Annotated in this window: 15 protein-coding genes and 1 riboswitch; of the genes, 6 read left to right on the top strand and 9 right to left on the bottom strand. The window is 37.2% G+C overall.

The genetic code is table 11. The annotated features are described in order from the left end of the window. Positions 1 to 84: 84 nt before the first annotated feature. Genes OK18_RS01455 through OK18_RS01440 form a run of 4 tightly spaced genes read left to right on the top strand, consistent with a single transcriptional unit; the run spans position 85 to position 3411 of the window. On the top strand, positions 85 to 822 hold the full coding sequence (locus OK18_RS01455; protein WP_050020100.1) for a tetratricopeptide repeat protein: 738 nt from the start codon (positions 85 to 87) through the stop codon (positions 820 to 822). Continuing rightward, positions 822 to 2561 carry a BatD family protein gene (locus tag OK18_RS01450; RefSeq protein ID WP_053326845.1) on the top strand — a complete coding sequence of 580 codons (1740 nt, stop codon included), beginning with the start codon at positions 822 to 824 and terminating at the stop codon, positions 2559 to 2561. The genes OK18_RS01455 and OK18_RS01450 overlap by 1 nt, the downstream gene beginning before the upstream one ends. Before the next feature lie 44 nt (positions 2562 to 2605). Beyond that, complete coding sequence (locus OK18_RS01445) at positions 2606 to 3208, top strand: MarC family protein (protein ID WP_050020102.1); 603 nt, start codon at positions 2606 to 2608, stop codon at positions 3206 to 3208. Between the two features lie 5 nt (positions 3209 to 3213). Beyond that, positions 3214 to 3411, top strand: a complete 198-nt coding sequence (locus OK18_RS01440) for a hypothetical protein (RefSeq protein WP_050020103.1) — start codon at positions 3214 to 3216, stop codon at positions 3409 to 3411. Positions 3412 to 3486: 75 nt separating this feature from the next. On the opposite strand, the gene OK18_RS01435 is transcribed toward OK18_RS01440, so the two are convergent. The 5 genes from OK18_RS01435 to OK18_RS01415 form a co-directional block, all read right to left on the bottom strand. Beyond that, the gene (locus tag OK18_RS01435) at positions 3487 to 4452 is read right to left on the bottom strand and encodes a chorismate-binding protein (protein ID WP_050020105.1); all 966 of its coding nucleotides are present in this window, start codon (positions 4450 to 4452) and stop codon (positions 3487 to 3489) included. A 200-nt stretch (positions 4453 to 4652) separates the two neighbouring features. Next, positions 4653 to 5081, bottom strand: a complete 429-nt coding sequence (locus OK18_RS01430) for a PaaI family thioesterase (protein ID WP_050020106.1) — start codon at positions 5079 to 5081, stop codon at positions 4653 to 4655. 37 nt (positions 5082 to 5118) lie between these two features. Continuing rightward, positions 5119 to 5703, bottom strand: coding sequence for a 1-acyl-sn-glycerol-3-phosphate acyltransferase (locus OK18_RS01425; protein ID WP_050020107.1), 585 nt, complete (start codon positions 5701 to 5703; stop codon positions 5119 to 5121). A gap of 314 nt (positions 5704 to 6017) precedes the next feature. Then, positions 6018 to 7736 carry a PspC domain-containing protein gene (locus OK18_RS01420; RefSeq protein WP_053326844.1) on the bottom strand — a complete coding sequence of 573 codons (1719 nt, stop codon included), beginning with the start codon at positions 7734 to 7736 and terminating at the stop codon, positions 6018 to 6020. A gap of 8 nt (positions 7737 to 7744) precedes the next feature. Further along, on the bottom strand, positions 7745 to 8074 hold the full coding sequence (locus OK18_RS01415) for a PadR family transcriptional regulator (RefSeq protein ID WP_050020108.1): 330 nt from the start codon (positions 8072 to 8074) through the stop codon (positions 7745 to 7747). A gap of 448 nt (positions 8075 to 8522) precedes the next feature. On the opposite strand from OK18_RS01415, the gene OK18_RS21810 reads away from it, so the two are divergent. Together OK18_RS21810 and OK18_RS01410 are read left to right on the top strand one after the other, a co-directional pair. Then, positions 8523 to 8645 (top strand): hypothetical protein, encoded by a 123-nt coding sequence (locus tag OK18_RS21810; protein WP_262483487.1) that lies wholly within the window; start codon positions 8523 to 8525, stop codon positions 8643 to 8645. Positions 8646 to 8653: 8 nt separating this feature from the next. Then, complete coding sequence (locus OK18_RS01410; RefSeq protein ID WP_053326843.1) at positions 8654 to 9244, top strand: HD domain-containing protein; 591 nt, start codon at positions 8654 to 8656, stop codon at positions 9242 to 9244. A 65-nt stretch (positions 9245 to 9309) separates the two neighbouring features. Here OK18_RS01410 and OK18_RS01405 read toward each other — a convergent pair whose 3' ends face one another. The 4 genes from OK18_RS01405 to OK18_RS01385 all read right to left on the bottom strand — a co-directional run bounded on the left by OK18_RS01405 (position 9310) and on the right by OK18_RS01385 (position 14052). Further along, complete coding sequence (locus OK18_RS01405; protein ID WP_053326842.1) at positions 9310 to 9693, bottom strand: acyl-CoA thioesterase; 384 nt, start codon at positions 9691 to 9693, stop codon at positions 9310 to 9312. 115 nt (positions 9694 to 9808) lie between these two features. Then, positions 9809 to 9989, bottom strand: a riboswitch (cobalamin riboswitch). 34 nt (positions 9990 to 10023) lie between these two features. Further along, positions 10024 to 10821, bottom strand: coding sequence for a hypothetical protein (locus OK18_RS01400; RefSeq protein ID WP_228377676.1), 798 nt, complete (start codon positions 10819 to 10821; stop codon positions 10024 to 10026). A 33-nt stretch (positions 10822 to 10854) separates the two neighbouring features. Beyond that, the gene (locus OK18_RS01395; RefSeq protein ID WP_053326841.1) at positions 10855 to 11514 is read right to left on the bottom strand and encodes an ATP-binding cassette domain-containing protein; all 660 of its coding nucleotides are present in this window, start codon (positions 11512 to 11514) and stop codon (positions 10855 to 10857) included. Between the two features lie 390 nt (positions 11515 to 11904). Continuing rightward, complete coding sequence (locus tag OK18_RS01385; RefSeq protein WP_053326839.1) at positions 11905 to 14052, bottom strand: endonuclease MutS2; 2148 nt, start codon at positions 14050 to 14052, stop codon at positions 11905 to 11907. Positions 14053 to 14126: the final 74 nt, after the last annotated feature.

Here is a 14126-nt window from a genome sequence, read left to right as displayed (position 1 = left end):
TCGGTATTATAAGGCGGTACTTTAACCCAATTTTAACAAATAAAGCTCTGTTTATTAACATATAAAGGAATAATTTTGCAAGTAATGAATACTAAAATCATATTTTTGTCGTTTATTGTTGTCTTTTCTTTCTCAAACTTCTTGTTCGGGCAGGAAAATTATAGAACGCTGGTTCATGAAGGCAATCAAAAATTTGACGGTAAAGATTATGATGGAGCATCCTCAAAATATATGGAAGCGGTAAAGTCTAATGACAAAGATTTTACAGCCCATTACAATCTGGGGAATGCTTTGTATAAAAGTAAAAAATATGAAGAGGCCAAAGCTGAGTTTGAAAAGGCTCAACAGCTTTCACAAACTCTTCCGGATAAGGCAGCAGCTCTTCACAATCTGGGGAATACCTATATGCAGATGAATCAGCCCGAAAAAGCCGCAGACTATTATAAAAAGGCGCTGAAACAAGACCCATACAGTGAGGCAACCAGAAAAAATTATGAAATTGCCAAGCTGAAAGAAAAAGAGCAGCAGCAAAAAAAACAACAAAATAACTCAGGAAAAGGCGGCGGCGGTAGTGACCAGAATAAAGGTGATGATCAGAAAGGTGACCAGAAAGATCAGAAGGATCAGGGAAACGGTCAGCAGAACGAAGGAAAAAGTGACCAGGGAAATAATCCTCAGCAAAATCAGAATGAGGGAAAAATGCCGAAGAACCTTGAAAATGCAATCTTAGATAAAATCAACGAAAAAGAAAAAGAAACCGCCAGAAGGATTTTAAATAAAAATTCTTATTCGATGCCTCAGAGCAACGAGAAAGATTGGTGATGAAGAATAAACTGATTTACATATTGCTTACTCTGGCGTCCGTAATTGCTTACGGACAGGTAAATCTTAGTATGGAAGCTGATAAAAACGAATACGGAGGTAAAGATATTGTCAACCTTACGATTGTTTTAGAGCTTAACGGAACTGATCTTGAACAGCAGACAAAATTCCAGTTACCGGACCTTTCAAAATTTAATATTATCGGAAGCGGATCTTTTACCAATACCTTTATAGATCCCGCTACCAATACCCAGATTATCCAGAAAATATCCAGAATAGCCCTTGAACCGAAGAAAAAAGGTAAAATAAAAATAGGGTCAGTACTGGTTACGGTTAATAATAAAATTTATAAGACAGAACCTTTCGATGTTTCCATTAAGGATATTGCTGATAAAAGGTCACTGGCAGGCAATACTTCCAACGAAGTTTACCTGAATATGGAAATAGAAGACAGGGAAGTTTATCAGGACCAGCCTACCGTAGCTGTTTTAAAAGTTTATTCCAGAAGTATTGATAACCTTAGAAAGGTAAAGAACATCCGTCTTCCGCAGCAGGATAATATCAATGTACATCCTATCAATTTTAATAAATCTGAAATAGACCCATCCGGTTATGGAAATATGGCTTCCCAGGTTTTGGCGATGTTTATGGTATTTCCCAATGAAGCAGGATATGTAGAAGTACCTTCCGTATCTGCATCGGTAAGCACTTATTCCAGTAAGAACAAAATTGTTTCCAATAAAGTAAAACTGAATGTTAAAAAGCTGCCGGAAGGAGCTCCCGATTATTTTAAAAACGCTGTAGGAAACTTCAAAGTAAATGTTTATAATGCTTCCAAAGAAAAAGCAGAAGCTAAAAAACCTTTGAACATTGTTATAAAAGTTTCGGGAGAAGGAAACCTTCCGGATATGGAGCTTCCGAAGATTGAGCCGTCTCCGGACTATGAGATTTTTACCCCAAAAATCACTTCCAGGGTTTCACCGGGAACTACAGGAATGAAAGGCGAGATTCTGGCCAGCTATGTGGTGATTCCTAAAAAGATCGGAACTATTTCTATCAGGACCGAAAAATTTGCTTTTTTTGACCCTGAAAACAAAGAATATGTAGATCTGGGTCAGAAAACACTGGCTCTGGATGCCCTTTCCCACGAACAGGTGATGGAGGCCCGCTCTACAGTGGAAAAAGTAAATGAATATACCAATAACCTTCTTGAAACGGTTAATACTCCTGTTTTAACCACCACTTCATTTAAAGTGAAAGAAAAAAGTAAATTCCACTGGAGTATTCTTTTAATTAATATAGGGATTCTTTTAGGCTTATTTGCTGTTTATCTGTTATTTAAGACTTGGCAAAAAAAACGAACATTAGTTAGAGAAACCGTACCTTCAAAATCTTTGGGTTCTGTGGCCGAAACAGAAAAAGAAATCAGGGAATTGCTGAAAACGGATATGAATGATTATTTCAGCTATCTTGAAAATCTTAAAGATAACGGGGAGTTTGAAAAGTTTTTTGTAACGCTGGAAGAACTTGACCACGAAGTAAGAAAAGAGTATTCCAAAGCTACTCCTGCCGAGTTTAAGGCTTTTCTGGAAAGCTATAAAGGTGCTTCGGTTGCAGAAGACTATGCAAAACTTCAGCAGAAAATCCAGATAGAAAAATATGCTCCTGTGAAATCCGGTGAAGGAATTGAGGAACTTTTGAAAGCAATTGTTAATTTATATTCACAAATTAGCAAATAATCAGTTTATTTTCATATTTTTGCGAAATTTTTAATTACAAAGAGATGGAAATTTTTGATGGTTTCTCTTTTAAAGAGATTGTTACCAGTTTTATGGTTCTTTTTGCCGTTATCGATATTATCGGCTCGGTTCCTGTTATCGTAAGCCTTCAGCAGAAGTTCGGGCAGATTGAGGCCGGTAAGGCTGCCATTACTGCGGGAGCAATCATGATTGTATTTTTATTTGTAGGAAATAAAATCTTAAAGCTGATCGGCGTAGATGTTAATTCATTTGCCATTGCCGGAGCTTTTGTGATTTTTGTCATAGCGTTGGAAATGATTTTAGGAATTGAAATCAATAAAACCACGGAAGCAAAGGCCGCATCTATTGTTCCCATCGCGTTTCCTCTGGTAGCAGGCGCCGGAACTTTAACAACAGCCCTGTCTCTTAGAGCTGAATTTCATGATATTAATATTATTTGCGGAATTATTCTTAATACAATTTTCGTATATTTGGTGCTGAAATCAGCGAAATGGCTGGAAAGAAAAATAGGGGATGCTACTTTAATGATCCTTCAGAAAGTTTTCGGAATCATCCTACTAGCGATTTCAATTAAATTATTTACCGCAAACTTTGCCCAATTGGTGCAGAATTATATTAATTTTTAAGAGTCATGAAGAAGTTTTATAAAGTATTTTTAGTAATATTTATTGTATTCGTCGCCATCAACCTTTATGCTATCAACTGGCAGACTGATATCTTAGCCGATGAAGATAACCTGAAATTTGTATTCTCAGCAGCAGCAGGAATTATTGGCCTTATCCTTCTTTTTGTAATGGATGCATGGAGCAGGATAGGAGTGAAGAAATAACTAAGCAATTCAACTAGTCAATATAGCCTTTTTCATCATCTGGAAAAGGTTTTTTTATGCTATAAAGTGCCAAGGCTATGAAATTACAAGGTTTTTTAATATGGCTTCAGATTTGAGCTCAGTTTCAATCCATTCTTTTTCAGGATTGCTTTGAGCAGTAATTCCTCCTCCTACAAAAATGTGAATAGCATCTTTATAAAGTCTGGCACACCGGAGGTTAACAAAATACTGAATATTTTCTTCTGTTTCCACCTTAATATATCCGGCATAAAACTCACGCGGGAACTTCTCGTACAGTTCGATGCTTTTTTTGCAAAAGTCTTTAGGAATACCACAAACAGCAGGAGTGGGGTGCAAATCCTGAATAAGGTTATCAAGATCTTCAGGTTTTATACTTGTTTTGAAATCTGTACGCAGATGCTTGATATTTCCGGAAATATGGTCATAGGTTTCCGATTGGTAGACATGGTCGGAATAATTCCTAAGAATATCCAGAATATAGGTGGTAACAGGTTTTTGTTCTTCAATTTCTTTTTCAGACCATTCTTCTGAAACGGGAAGGGTGCCGGCCAGAGCCATCGTTTCAAATTCGTGAGTTGTTTTATGAAACTTCCCCAAAACTTCGGAAAATGCTCCCATCCAGGCATTTTCTCCATCATTGAATACATATCTGAATGCATTTGGATACGAGGAACATACATTTTTAAAGCTTTCATTCAGATCAATCCCGTTAAAATTCCTGAAAATTTTTCTTCTGGAATAAACCAGTTTAGGAAGACGGTTTTCTTTAATAACATTGATAACCTCCTGTAGGGTCCGGATATATTCGGTTTGAGTCTCCTCATTAAAATGATTTTCATCCTTCAGCAGATCGTTGGTCATAAGACCGGTTACCAGATTCTGTTCCGGTACATCAATAATTTTTCCCTCAAAATGAATCTGAGACAGTGTGTCAAAAGAGTGAAAACTTACGGATTGTACAGATGAATCTTGGTCTGTGGAATATAATTGTTCGTCGAATGGAAGTTTGAAATAAATCATTAGCTATGGATGGATTTTGAAAACCACTGTCCGGATATATAAAGGAAATTCCGGGTTGATTTTCCTTCTGCAAAGGTATTACTAGTCTTAAAAATGTCAAAATTAAATGGCCTTTTTTTAAGCATAAATTTTGAAATCAAGAGATTGAAAATAAAAAAAGACTCAAAAATTTGAGCCTTCTGTTTTATTCTTAGGATTTATTATCTGTTGATGATATTGTTGGTCATCGTTGTATGATTAATGAGAATTCCTTTTTCATCCCTGATTTCTATTTCAGAAACATGCATGGTTTTACCTTTCCTGATAAAGCGGGCAGTAGCCGTTACGATTCCGTCTTTTTTACTTCTAAGGTGATTGGAATTGATATTGGTACCTACACCATAGTACTTGTCTCCGTCGATAAAGATATTAGACAGGCTTGAACCTAATGTTTCCGCCAATACACAGCTTGCTCCTCCGTGCATAATCCCGAAAGGCTGATGGGTTCTTGGCAAAACGGGCATTGTAGCGGTAAGGGTTTCATTTTCGAGATCAATATCAATGAATTTTATTTCGAGGGTTTTTGCCAGGGTAACATCTCCCCAGTTATTAATAAATGCCAATATTTCTTCTTTTGTCTGACCTTTCATTTTTTTATAATTGATAAATGTTAATAACGTGTGCAGATTATTCCCCTGTACCCGTGATATTAGGATTCCAGTTGGCCGGAACCTTGGGAACGATATCATTTTTTATATAATAATCCTGGATCTCCTGCATTATCTCTGCAAAAGGAACTGAAGCTATTCTCTCATAAGGAATGGTATAACCCAGGTAGACGATTTTTCTTTTAAAGTCTCCTGCTGCCAGTACAATAGGAACTTTTGCCGCCAGCGCCATATGATAAAAACCTTTTCTCCACTTCGGAACCCAGCTTCTTGTCCCTTCAGGAGTGATAACAAGGCTGAAGTCTTCTTTAGCGAATTGATGAGCAACAAAGTTCACAAGGTCATTTTTCTGGCTTCTGTCGATGCCGATACCGCCAAGTCCTTTTACAATTCCACCGTACCATGCTTTGGTATGGGCATCTTTAATGATGATTTTCAAGGGTTTTTGTAGTGACCAATAAGCAAAGTTACCCAGAATGTATTCCATATTATGGGTATGAGGTGCTACCACGAGAATACATCTGTTCAGGTTGTTGACATCGCCCTGGAGAACGACTTTCCAGCCTAATAATTTTAACATCAGTTTGCCTATCAGCTTTTTCATAAATTTCAGGGGTTAAAAACAAAAAAGTATAACCAAATATTGGTTATACTTTACAAATATATTGAAATATTATTGCTCTTAAAACAAACCGTTAATTAAATCTACGATTTTCATTACGAATTCTAGTGCAAACTGTATCATAATAATGGTGTTTTTTGTTGATTGGTTATTAAATTTTTAACAGTACGAAATTAAAACAATTTTTTCACATAGAGAATTAAATAGTATGATTTCTTTCAGTTTCTGAGAGAAGAAGAGTGTGAATTTCAAACGGTTGCTTTCCATTCACACCTTCTGCCACTCTCTGAAGTTAATTATTTAGTCTGTATGGAAATTTCGTTTTTTCCGTCCTTGATTTTGATGTCCACATCTTTATTGATTTTCTTGATGTCGGATGCTACAGAATCAATTACTTTCTTAGCCTTATTATTAGGAACTTTTTTACCATTGATAATAATACTGTCTCTGTCATTAGAGTCGTATTCTATGCTGGAGCCGTTTACGGTAATTTTATTTTTTTCGATCCTGATACCGTTATGGTTTTCCTCTTCGTTCTGATCTTCATCATCGATGCCATCTCCATTTAAATCCCCATTGAAATGAATCCCATTTTTCTTTAACGGAATTACCACCGCTTTTTGAGGAACTACAAGTTCATAATCTACCCTGTAATCTCTGAATCTTTGCTCATAAGGATATTTAAAATAGTTAGGAAGCAATACCTTGTTGTTTACGATTTCTACCGGTACATTCAGCTGAATTGGATAGTTGTAGCCGTTTCCTTCTTTCCTGATGATCAGATAAGGGGTTTTGATATCAGCTTTTCTTGTTACATCCACAGAAATATAATCTTCTTCATACACTGATTTTTTATCAGAATAGATGTCATTATCGTAAGCTTTAAAACTTTGTGGGATGCTTACCTGTTTCACGTCTACATATACAGTGTCTGAAGTAGTGTTGATGGCTACATTTTCAATATCCTCTTTGTTGCCTTTATAAATCAGGTTTTTCTTGGCCATACTGATTCCGAAATAAGTTCCCAGTCCGATCAGAAGAAGGAATAACCCGCCAACTAACCAACCAAGATTTCTCAGTTTTGTTTTTGGAGAAAATATCTTAATGCTTAATAGGCTGAAAAGGATAGCAGGAATTAAACTTCCTATAATCATGATAGCAGCCAGTACTTTATCCAGACCGTTATCATCCATATAGAATCTGATCTGATTGGCTCCAGGAAAATCGGTATCCATCCCGAAAAGGGCAAATAATACAAATACTCCGATGATACTTCCTACTGCCATCAATACTGAGAATGCACCGATGATATATTTGAATACATTCCAGATTCCGCTTCCGGCATTGCTGATGTAAGGTTTGTTTTCGTTATATATTTCTCCGACCCTCTGAGTAGATTCATTGGCAAACTGCACCAATTTATTAGACTCATTCTTAAGATTGTCGAAGTTCATAGGCTTTCCCTGCATTTTCAGGAAATCAGATGCGGTTTGTGCTTTTGGCAGTACAAGCCACAGGATAAGATAGAGCAGTAAAATGACCAAAGCACTTCCGGCGGCCGGGATCATGATAAGGAAAACAACTACCCAGATAATTCTCATAGCAGTAATATCCATACCAATATACTGGGCTAATCCTGCGCAAACACCGGCGATTTTTTGTTTTTCCGGATCACGGAACAGTTGCTTTTTACCTGAATAGGCGCTATCTGCATTATTATTTTTACTTGTTGCTTTTTCAGAAAAATAGGCTTCTTCCTGTTCTTCGATCTTTTCAGGACTTCCGATCTGTGCGATCACTTTTTCTACGTCGGTATCGTTGATTACTTCACGTTTTCCCAGAGAATCTCTGAAAATTTCCACCATTCTGATTTCTATGTCATGCATTACCTCATCTGCTTCGGAAGCGTCCAATGAGCTTCTCAGAGCGTTCAGGTAATCGCTGAGCTTTATATATGCGTGTTCTTCTATTGTAAAAGAAAAACCTGCGAGTCCTATTGAGAGTGTCTTGTTCATAGCTTTTTTTAATTTTGTTGAGTGATTTGGTTGACTGAGGCAGTCAGTTCATTCCATGTATTGAGAAGTTCATCCAGAAAGAGTTTTCCTTTTTCTGTGATCTGGTAATATTTTCTGGGTGGTCCTCCAGTGGATTCTTCCCATCGGTAAGAGAGAAATTCTCCATTTTTAAGTCTTGTGAGAAGGGGGTAGAGGGTACCTTCCACTACATCCAGTTTTCCTTTTTTCAGTTCATCGATAAGGTCGGAAACATACATTTCGCGATGGTTGATGAGACTTAAAATACAGAATTCCAGAATTCCTTTTCGCATTTGCGCTTTGGTATTTTCAGTATTCATCTTTGATAAGTTTGTTAATTAGTTATATTTTCAGAGTAGCTCCTAGCTAGACGAGCTTATTCTGATTCTACATTACAAAGATATGTAAATAAAATGGTATTATGCAATACAAAGTAGTGTATTTTTTCAAAATAAAAATGTAATATTCTGATAATCAGGAAAATAATTTTAGTTTAAATTATGGATTAATGACCGAATGCTCGAAAAAGATAAAATAATGTGGAAATGGAGCAGGCTAGTTGTGGATTTTTGAAAATAAGAATAGTATATAAAATTCAAAAAGGTGAATTCCAATAGAGGTGAGGAACATATTTTGAAATCGGTAGCGGTATTCGTATTTTTGTCAGGAAGCATTACATAAAATAGAATTCATGTTTGCCACCGGGAAAATTCGGGTTGTTACAGGATTTTTACTACAGAATATGCCGTAATCGCTAATAATGGGTGGATGCAGTCTTTGAAAAGGAAGACTCATGAAGATCAGATAAAGGTAACAGTCAAAGAAAAGATCAATAATAAATGGATGACCAGAACAAAGGTATATCCGGCAGATCAATATAACAGAAAATAAAAAGAAAGATGAAGATTCAGAAAGAAATCGATTTTATCCTGGCAGTAGATGCTTTGAAAAATGTACAGCGAAGAAATTACAATGCGGATGATTCCCGGAGAGAAAATACAGCAGAACATTCCTGGCAGATCATCATCCTGGCCCAGATACTGTATCCGTTTGCAAAAAACCGTGCAGACATTGACTTATTAAGGGTGATAAGAATGCTTTCTATTCATGATCTGGTAGAAATAGAAGCAGGAGATACTTTTCTGTTTGATGAAAAAGCAATGGCAGGAAAGTTTGAAAGAGAAAAAATATCTGCCCGGAAAATCTTCGGAATTCTGGACGAACCGCTACGAACGGAGTTTTTTAACTTGTGGCTGGAATTTGAAGAAGAGAAAACCCCGGATGCTATTTTTGCCTGTTCTATTGACAGGATCATGCCCTTTATTCTGAATTCCCATACTTCAGGTAAAAGCTGGACGGAAGCAGGTGTTACCGAAAGACAAATCAGGAATATGCTTGAAAATGCAATCACCAGGGCTTCGGATGAAATGGGAGAGGCTTTTGAATTGCTGTTAAGCAAAAGTCTGGAAACAGAAAAAGTACTGAAATAGGACTTATCTATTATAAGATGATGAAGACTCGGGCGGCCTTTGGCCGCCCGAGTCTCTCTGGATTATTATAGTATTTGAATTGGTTTCTTGAATTCGTCAATAGCAACAAAAGTAAAATCCCCTACAATTGCTTTTTCTCTTTCGTAAGAATACATCTGTTCCGTAAAGATTTCAACATTTACTTTCATACTTGTTTTTCCAACGTGAGTTACCTTACCGATCAGTTCTACAATCGTTCCTGCAGGAATAGGCTTTTTAAAATCGATTTTATCGCTGCTTACGGTAACCACTCTTTTTCTGGCAAAACGGGTAGCGGTGATAAAAGCCACTTCATCCATCAGCTGCATAGCCGTACCTCCGAAAAGGGTATCATAATGATTGGTTGTGTTGGGGAAAACTGCCTTGAAGATTCTGGTCTCTGATGCTTCAATTCTTTCTTCTGTTGTCATATTTCATTATTAATTAAGGCGAAATGAAATCGGATTAAAACAACAGAATAATAACAGGAACAGATATATTCCTGAAAAAATCCATCAGATCAATCAACTTCAGATCGCGAAAGTTTCTTGTTTACAGAAATAGGCAGGTCTCCTGACTTGTAACATCTTTTATCCCCTTCCCATGCCTCGCATAGTGGATCTCTTGATAAAGACCTTAGTTACTTACAGTTGCGCGACAGTCCGTGATTTTCACACGGTTCCCTATTAATCTGCGGTTAGGCAGAACCCATTTCTTTGATGAATAAGCGGTAAAGCTTTTTCGGGACAAAAATACTGAAATTATTCCGGACTGTGATAAATAATCTGACTGATCACTCTTCCTTTCTTGATCGTCCAAAGACTGGTGTATCTGTTTTCCCCGGAGCCATTAATCATATAAAGAAAAATATTGTCATTGTCCAGAGCCGTTACGCCTACATTTTCAAAATCCATGGTAGGCTGGAACATATTTTTAATCGCTTCCCTCACAAAAACAGAACCCCGTCCCGGTTGCTGAACTCTGATAGACTTGATTTCAGTCATACCTTCCGGGATATCATTGCCGATTCCCCAGGGCTTTACCTTATCAATGGTGAGAAGTTTTCCCTCCGCATCCTTTTCTTTTTTGCGGTAACCGGCATTGGAAGGATAAATGTCGATAACTACCTTACTTCTTTGGGAAATAGGGATTTTAGGGTCGGAATTGTCTGTGAAAATAAGGGATCTTCCGTTTTTCGATTTGGAAGGGGTGTATTGGGGGAGCTGATCCACAAAGGCAATACGCTCTTTATTCACCATTCCTTCTTTGTCTAATGTTTCATACCGTACAAATGGTTTATCCTCATCCTGCTTTTCAGGATATTTAATCCATATCCACTCTGTTTCTCCGGGAGCCGGCTTTACATAAACAAAAACATCACCTTTACGCATACGGATCTTGTCAACAATCTTCCTGTAGTTGTCTTTATGTACACGGACATTGGCATATCCTTCCTCAGCCTTTACCACTCCGAAAGGAACTTTATTCTGGCCTTTAACGAATGCTAAAGAAAAAAGACTGAAAGCAGATAGACAGAATGCTTTGTTTATTGAAATCATTATTACAAACTTTTGATTTTCCAAATATATAAATTAAATGCTTTTGGGAAGATAATTATACTGCTGCAGTTCTTTTAAATCTTGTATTTGTTTAAGATAGCCGGCTGAAAGAAGATAGATTTTGTCTGAAATATCCAGAACATCCCGGTAATGATGATCAGAAATTATAAAGCCTTTATTGGTCTGCTGACGTATTATTTTTTTCAATTCTTCAATAATTTTAGGAGAAAGACTGTGAAAGGGCTCGTCAAGCAATATAAAATCTGCTTCCGAGTGGATGATTAGTAAAGCTTCAACTGCTCTTAGCTCACCTCCGGAAAGATTTTTGGGTTTTTCATCAAGGAAATTCCGGATCAGGTCTGATGCAGAAAGAAGATTAGCATTTTCTTTATTACAGAAAAGATGGATGAGTTTCTTTACCCTTTCATTTTTAGGTAAAAAGGAAAATTGTGGGAGGTAGGCGATTTTGTTTTTTCTGTCAGATAAGGTTTTCAAAACCTTTCCGTTGCACCTGATATATTGGGAATCGCTGCCGGTAACTCCGGCAATAATTTTTAATAAAGTAGATTTTCCGGTTCCGTTTCTTCCCAAAATGCCGGCAATGTTACCGATTTTGCACTCCAGGTATATATCCTGCAGGACTTTTTTATCAGTAAAGGATTTTGTAACACTATCAATATGGAGTGTGTTCATAGAAATCCGATTAAAATTTTTACAGCTACACTGAATGATAAAGTAATACCCCAGAGGAATATCCTGGAAAATCCGAAATGAGCGTAAAAGTGGTATTCGTTTTTAAGTCTTAGCTCGTAAATGAAATAATGAAGAAGAGGGAATATCAGAACAATGCTTAATCCGAAAGTCTGAACGTTAAGTGAAAATAAAAAAACGAGCAGAAAAGAAAAAAGTATCGTTGGAATGATCAGCTTTTTATAAAAAATCCAAAGAACAGAAAAGTTTTTGCCCATAGCTGTGAAACGTAAATTTTGATAAAAATAAGAAATAGGAGATAAAGAGCAAAAAGAAAGAGAGCATCCTTAGAAACTCTCTTCATTATTGGTACCAATTCATTTTTAAAGTGGATTAAATTCTCTCAAGCTCATCCGCATCAATGGTTGTTTTGAAAGTTCCGTAATTGACGATGACTTTGTTTCTTGAAATCTTTTCAATAGTGCCTACACTCGTACTGCCTGTAATACGAACACGCTGGCCTACTTTCATCCATAGGGCACGGTCACTTTTACGCTGTTCTTCCAGCTTTTCGTTGGTCTCCGCAATCTTTTCAATCACTTCCTCCTTTTTCAGCTGCTGTGTGATCTTTCTCTTCACAACCTGCAGGCGTTTCGATTCATCTTTATCAGCTCCCAACTTTCTGAATTTCTCCTGTTCCAGCAATTTCACAAAATCCTTCACTACATCTTTTCTTGACTTCCCTTTGGTATAGCTGTCAATAAATGCTTCAATTTTGTTCCCGAACTGAAGCTTGCGGTGTTCCTCTTCATACAATTTCTGAAAATTGAAAAGTTTCTGCTGAAGCTGGTCATTAAGCTTTTGAAGGTTATCACGCTTATCTTCCACAGACTCCTTTCTTTCGGCAAGATCGGATTTTAGTTTTTCAACTTCAAATTTCTCCTGCTGTAGTTTTACAATGGTTTTATCAAGATTGACAATGTCATGTTCTACTTTTTTCTTGGCAGAATGGATGATAAATCTTGGGATCCTGTTCTTTTCGGCAACTTCAAAGGTAAACGAGCTTCCTGCCTGTCCTACTTCCAGCTTGTACATTGGTTCCAATGTTTCTTCATTGAAAAGCATCGCTGCATTCTGGGCATTAGGAAGTTGCTCTACAACCAGCTTAATATTGGTGTAATGCGTTGTAATAATGGCAAAACTCTTTTTATCATAAAAGTATTCCATGAAGCTTTCCGCCAGGGCGCCTCCCAATTCCGGATCAGATCCCGTTCCGAACTCATCAATCAGTAAAAGCGTATTGGCGTCTGCCTCCCGGATAATTCCCGACATCTTTTTCAGCCTGGATGAATAGGTTGATAAATGATTTTCAATAGATTGGTTGTCACCAATATCGGTCATTACTTTATCAAAGAAAAACATCTCGGATTTAGGATGCACAGGTACTAAAATACCACTCTGGATCATCAGCTGTAATAGTCCTACCGTTTTCAGGGTAATTGATTTTCCACCGGCATTAGGTCCGGAGATACAGATGATCCTGTTGTGTTCCGTTAAAGTCAGGCTTTGTGGGAAAATAGTTTTGTTTTCAGCTTTGTTTCTCAGCCATAGAAGTGGGTGAAAGGCATCTTTTAATCTCAGGGTTTTGTGACGGTTGATCTTGGGAAGAACTCCATTGATCAATTCAGAAAACTTAGCCTTGGCCCTGGTAAGATCAAGATCAAAAATATAGACCTGATACCTCCAAAGCTGGGGCTGGAATTCTGCCAGCTCTGCAGTGAGCTTCCTGAGGACCTTGTCAATTTCCTTTTTCTCTTCCTCTTCATTTTCCCGGAGCTTAAAATAATGTTTAACAACACTGTCCGGCTGGATATAAGTAATAGAGCCGGTTTTTGAAATTCCCAGTGTCCTGCCCGGAACCCTTTTCTTAAACCCTGATTTTACCGCTAAAACTCTCTGATCATCAATAATCGTTTCCCGTATATCATCCAAAAAATCACTTTGTCCGTAAGTGGTAAGAGCACGGTTGAAATTCTCCTGGATGGCTTTTTTAGCATGCTGGATTTCTGTTCTTAAGCCTTTCAATGCGGGTGAAGCTTCATTTTTTACTTCACCAAACCGATTGAATACTTTGTCTACCTTATCAATAATCTCTTTCCTGAATTCCAATACAGAAACTTCCTCCATTAAAGTAGGAAAAGTTTCAGGCATGGTAGGAAAGAACTTTTGTAATCTTCCGATTTGTTCCGTGATGGCTTTTATTTTGATGAAAGCATTGTTTTCCAGACGGTAATTTTCAATCAGCATTAGTTTCAGCTCACTTTCAATATCTTCATATTCATCAAACGGAATCGCATTTGAACTTTCAAAACTCGACAGGTATTCCGACGTTTTTTTTAATGAAAGCTCCGCTTCGTCTATTTCCATCGGACGAAGTTGAAGAATCTTATCCCTTGTTTTCGGAGAATACGCAAATGGGGAGATTTCCGCGAGCAATTGCGGAAACTCTAATTCGTCTAAATCTTCTTTATCTATATACACAATTGCAAATTTAGTGAGAAAATGTGAATGTTAAGGAGGTGGATGTTTGAAAATGAGTTAATTTGAAAGTCAGG

It is taken from the genome of Chryseobacterium gallinarum (assembly GCF_001021975.1).
GTDB classification, from domain to species: Bacteria; Bacteroidota; Bacteroidia; order Flavobacteriales; family Weeksellaceae; genus Chryseobacterium; species Chryseobacterium gallinarum.
Note: the sequence above shows the minus strand (reverse complement) of the source record. Positions and strands in the feature narration are given on the sequence as shown.

Coding starts and splice junctions, on each gene's coding strand:
- OK18_RS01455 (WP_050020100.1), top strand. CDS start 85: ATGAATACTAAAATCATATTTTTGTCGTTTATTGTTGTCTTTTCTTTC.
- OK18_RS01450 (WP_053326845.1), top strand. CDS start 822: ATGAAGAATAAACTGATTTACATATTGCTTACTCTGGCGTCCGTAATT.
- OK18_RS01445 (WP_050020102.1), top strand. CDS start 2,606: ATGGAAATTTTTGATGGTTTCTCTTTTAAAGAGATTGTTACCAGTTTT.
- OK18_RS01440 (WP_050020103.1), top strand. CDS start 3,214: ATGAAGAAGTTTTATAAAGTATTTTTAGTAATATTTATTGTATTCGTC.
- OK18_RS01435 (WP_050020105.1), bottom strand. CDS start 4,452: ATGATTTATTTCAAACTTCCATTCGACGAACAATTATATTCCACAGAC.
- OK18_RS01430 (WP_050020106.1), bottom strand. CDS start 5,081: ATGAAAGGTCAGACAAAAGAAGAAATATTGGCATTTATTAATAACTGG.
- OK18_RS01425 (WP_050020107.1), bottom strand. CDS start 5,703: ATGAAAAAGCTGATAGGCAAACTGATGTTAAAATTATTAGGCTGGAAA.
- OK18_RS01420 (WP_053326844.1), bottom strand. CDS start 7,736: ATGAACAAGACACTCTCAATAGGACTCGCAGGTTTTTCTTTTACAATA.
- OK18_RS01415 (WP_050020108.1), bottom strand. CDS start 8,074: ATGAATACTGAAAATACCAAAGCGCAAATGCGAAAAGGAATTCTGGAA.
- OK18_RS21810 (WP_262483487.1), top strand. CDS start 8,523: ATGCAGTCTTTGAAAAGGAAGACTCATGAAGATCAGATAAAGGTAACA.
- OK18_RS01410 (WP_053326843.1), top strand. CDS start 8,654: ATGAAGATTCAGAAAGAAATCGATTTTATCCTGGCAGTAGATGCTTTG.
- OK18_RS01405 (WP_053326842.1), bottom strand. CDS start 9,693: ATGACAACAGAAGAAAGAATTGAAGCATCAGAGACCAGAATCTTCAAG.
- OK18_RS01400 (WP_228377676.1), bottom strand. CDS start 10,821: ATGATTTCAATAAACAAAGCATTCTGTCTATCTGCTTTCAGTCTTTTT.
- OK18_RS01395 (WP_053326841.1), bottom strand. CDS start 11,514: ATGAACACACTCCATATTGATAGTGTTACAAAATCCTTTACTGATAAA.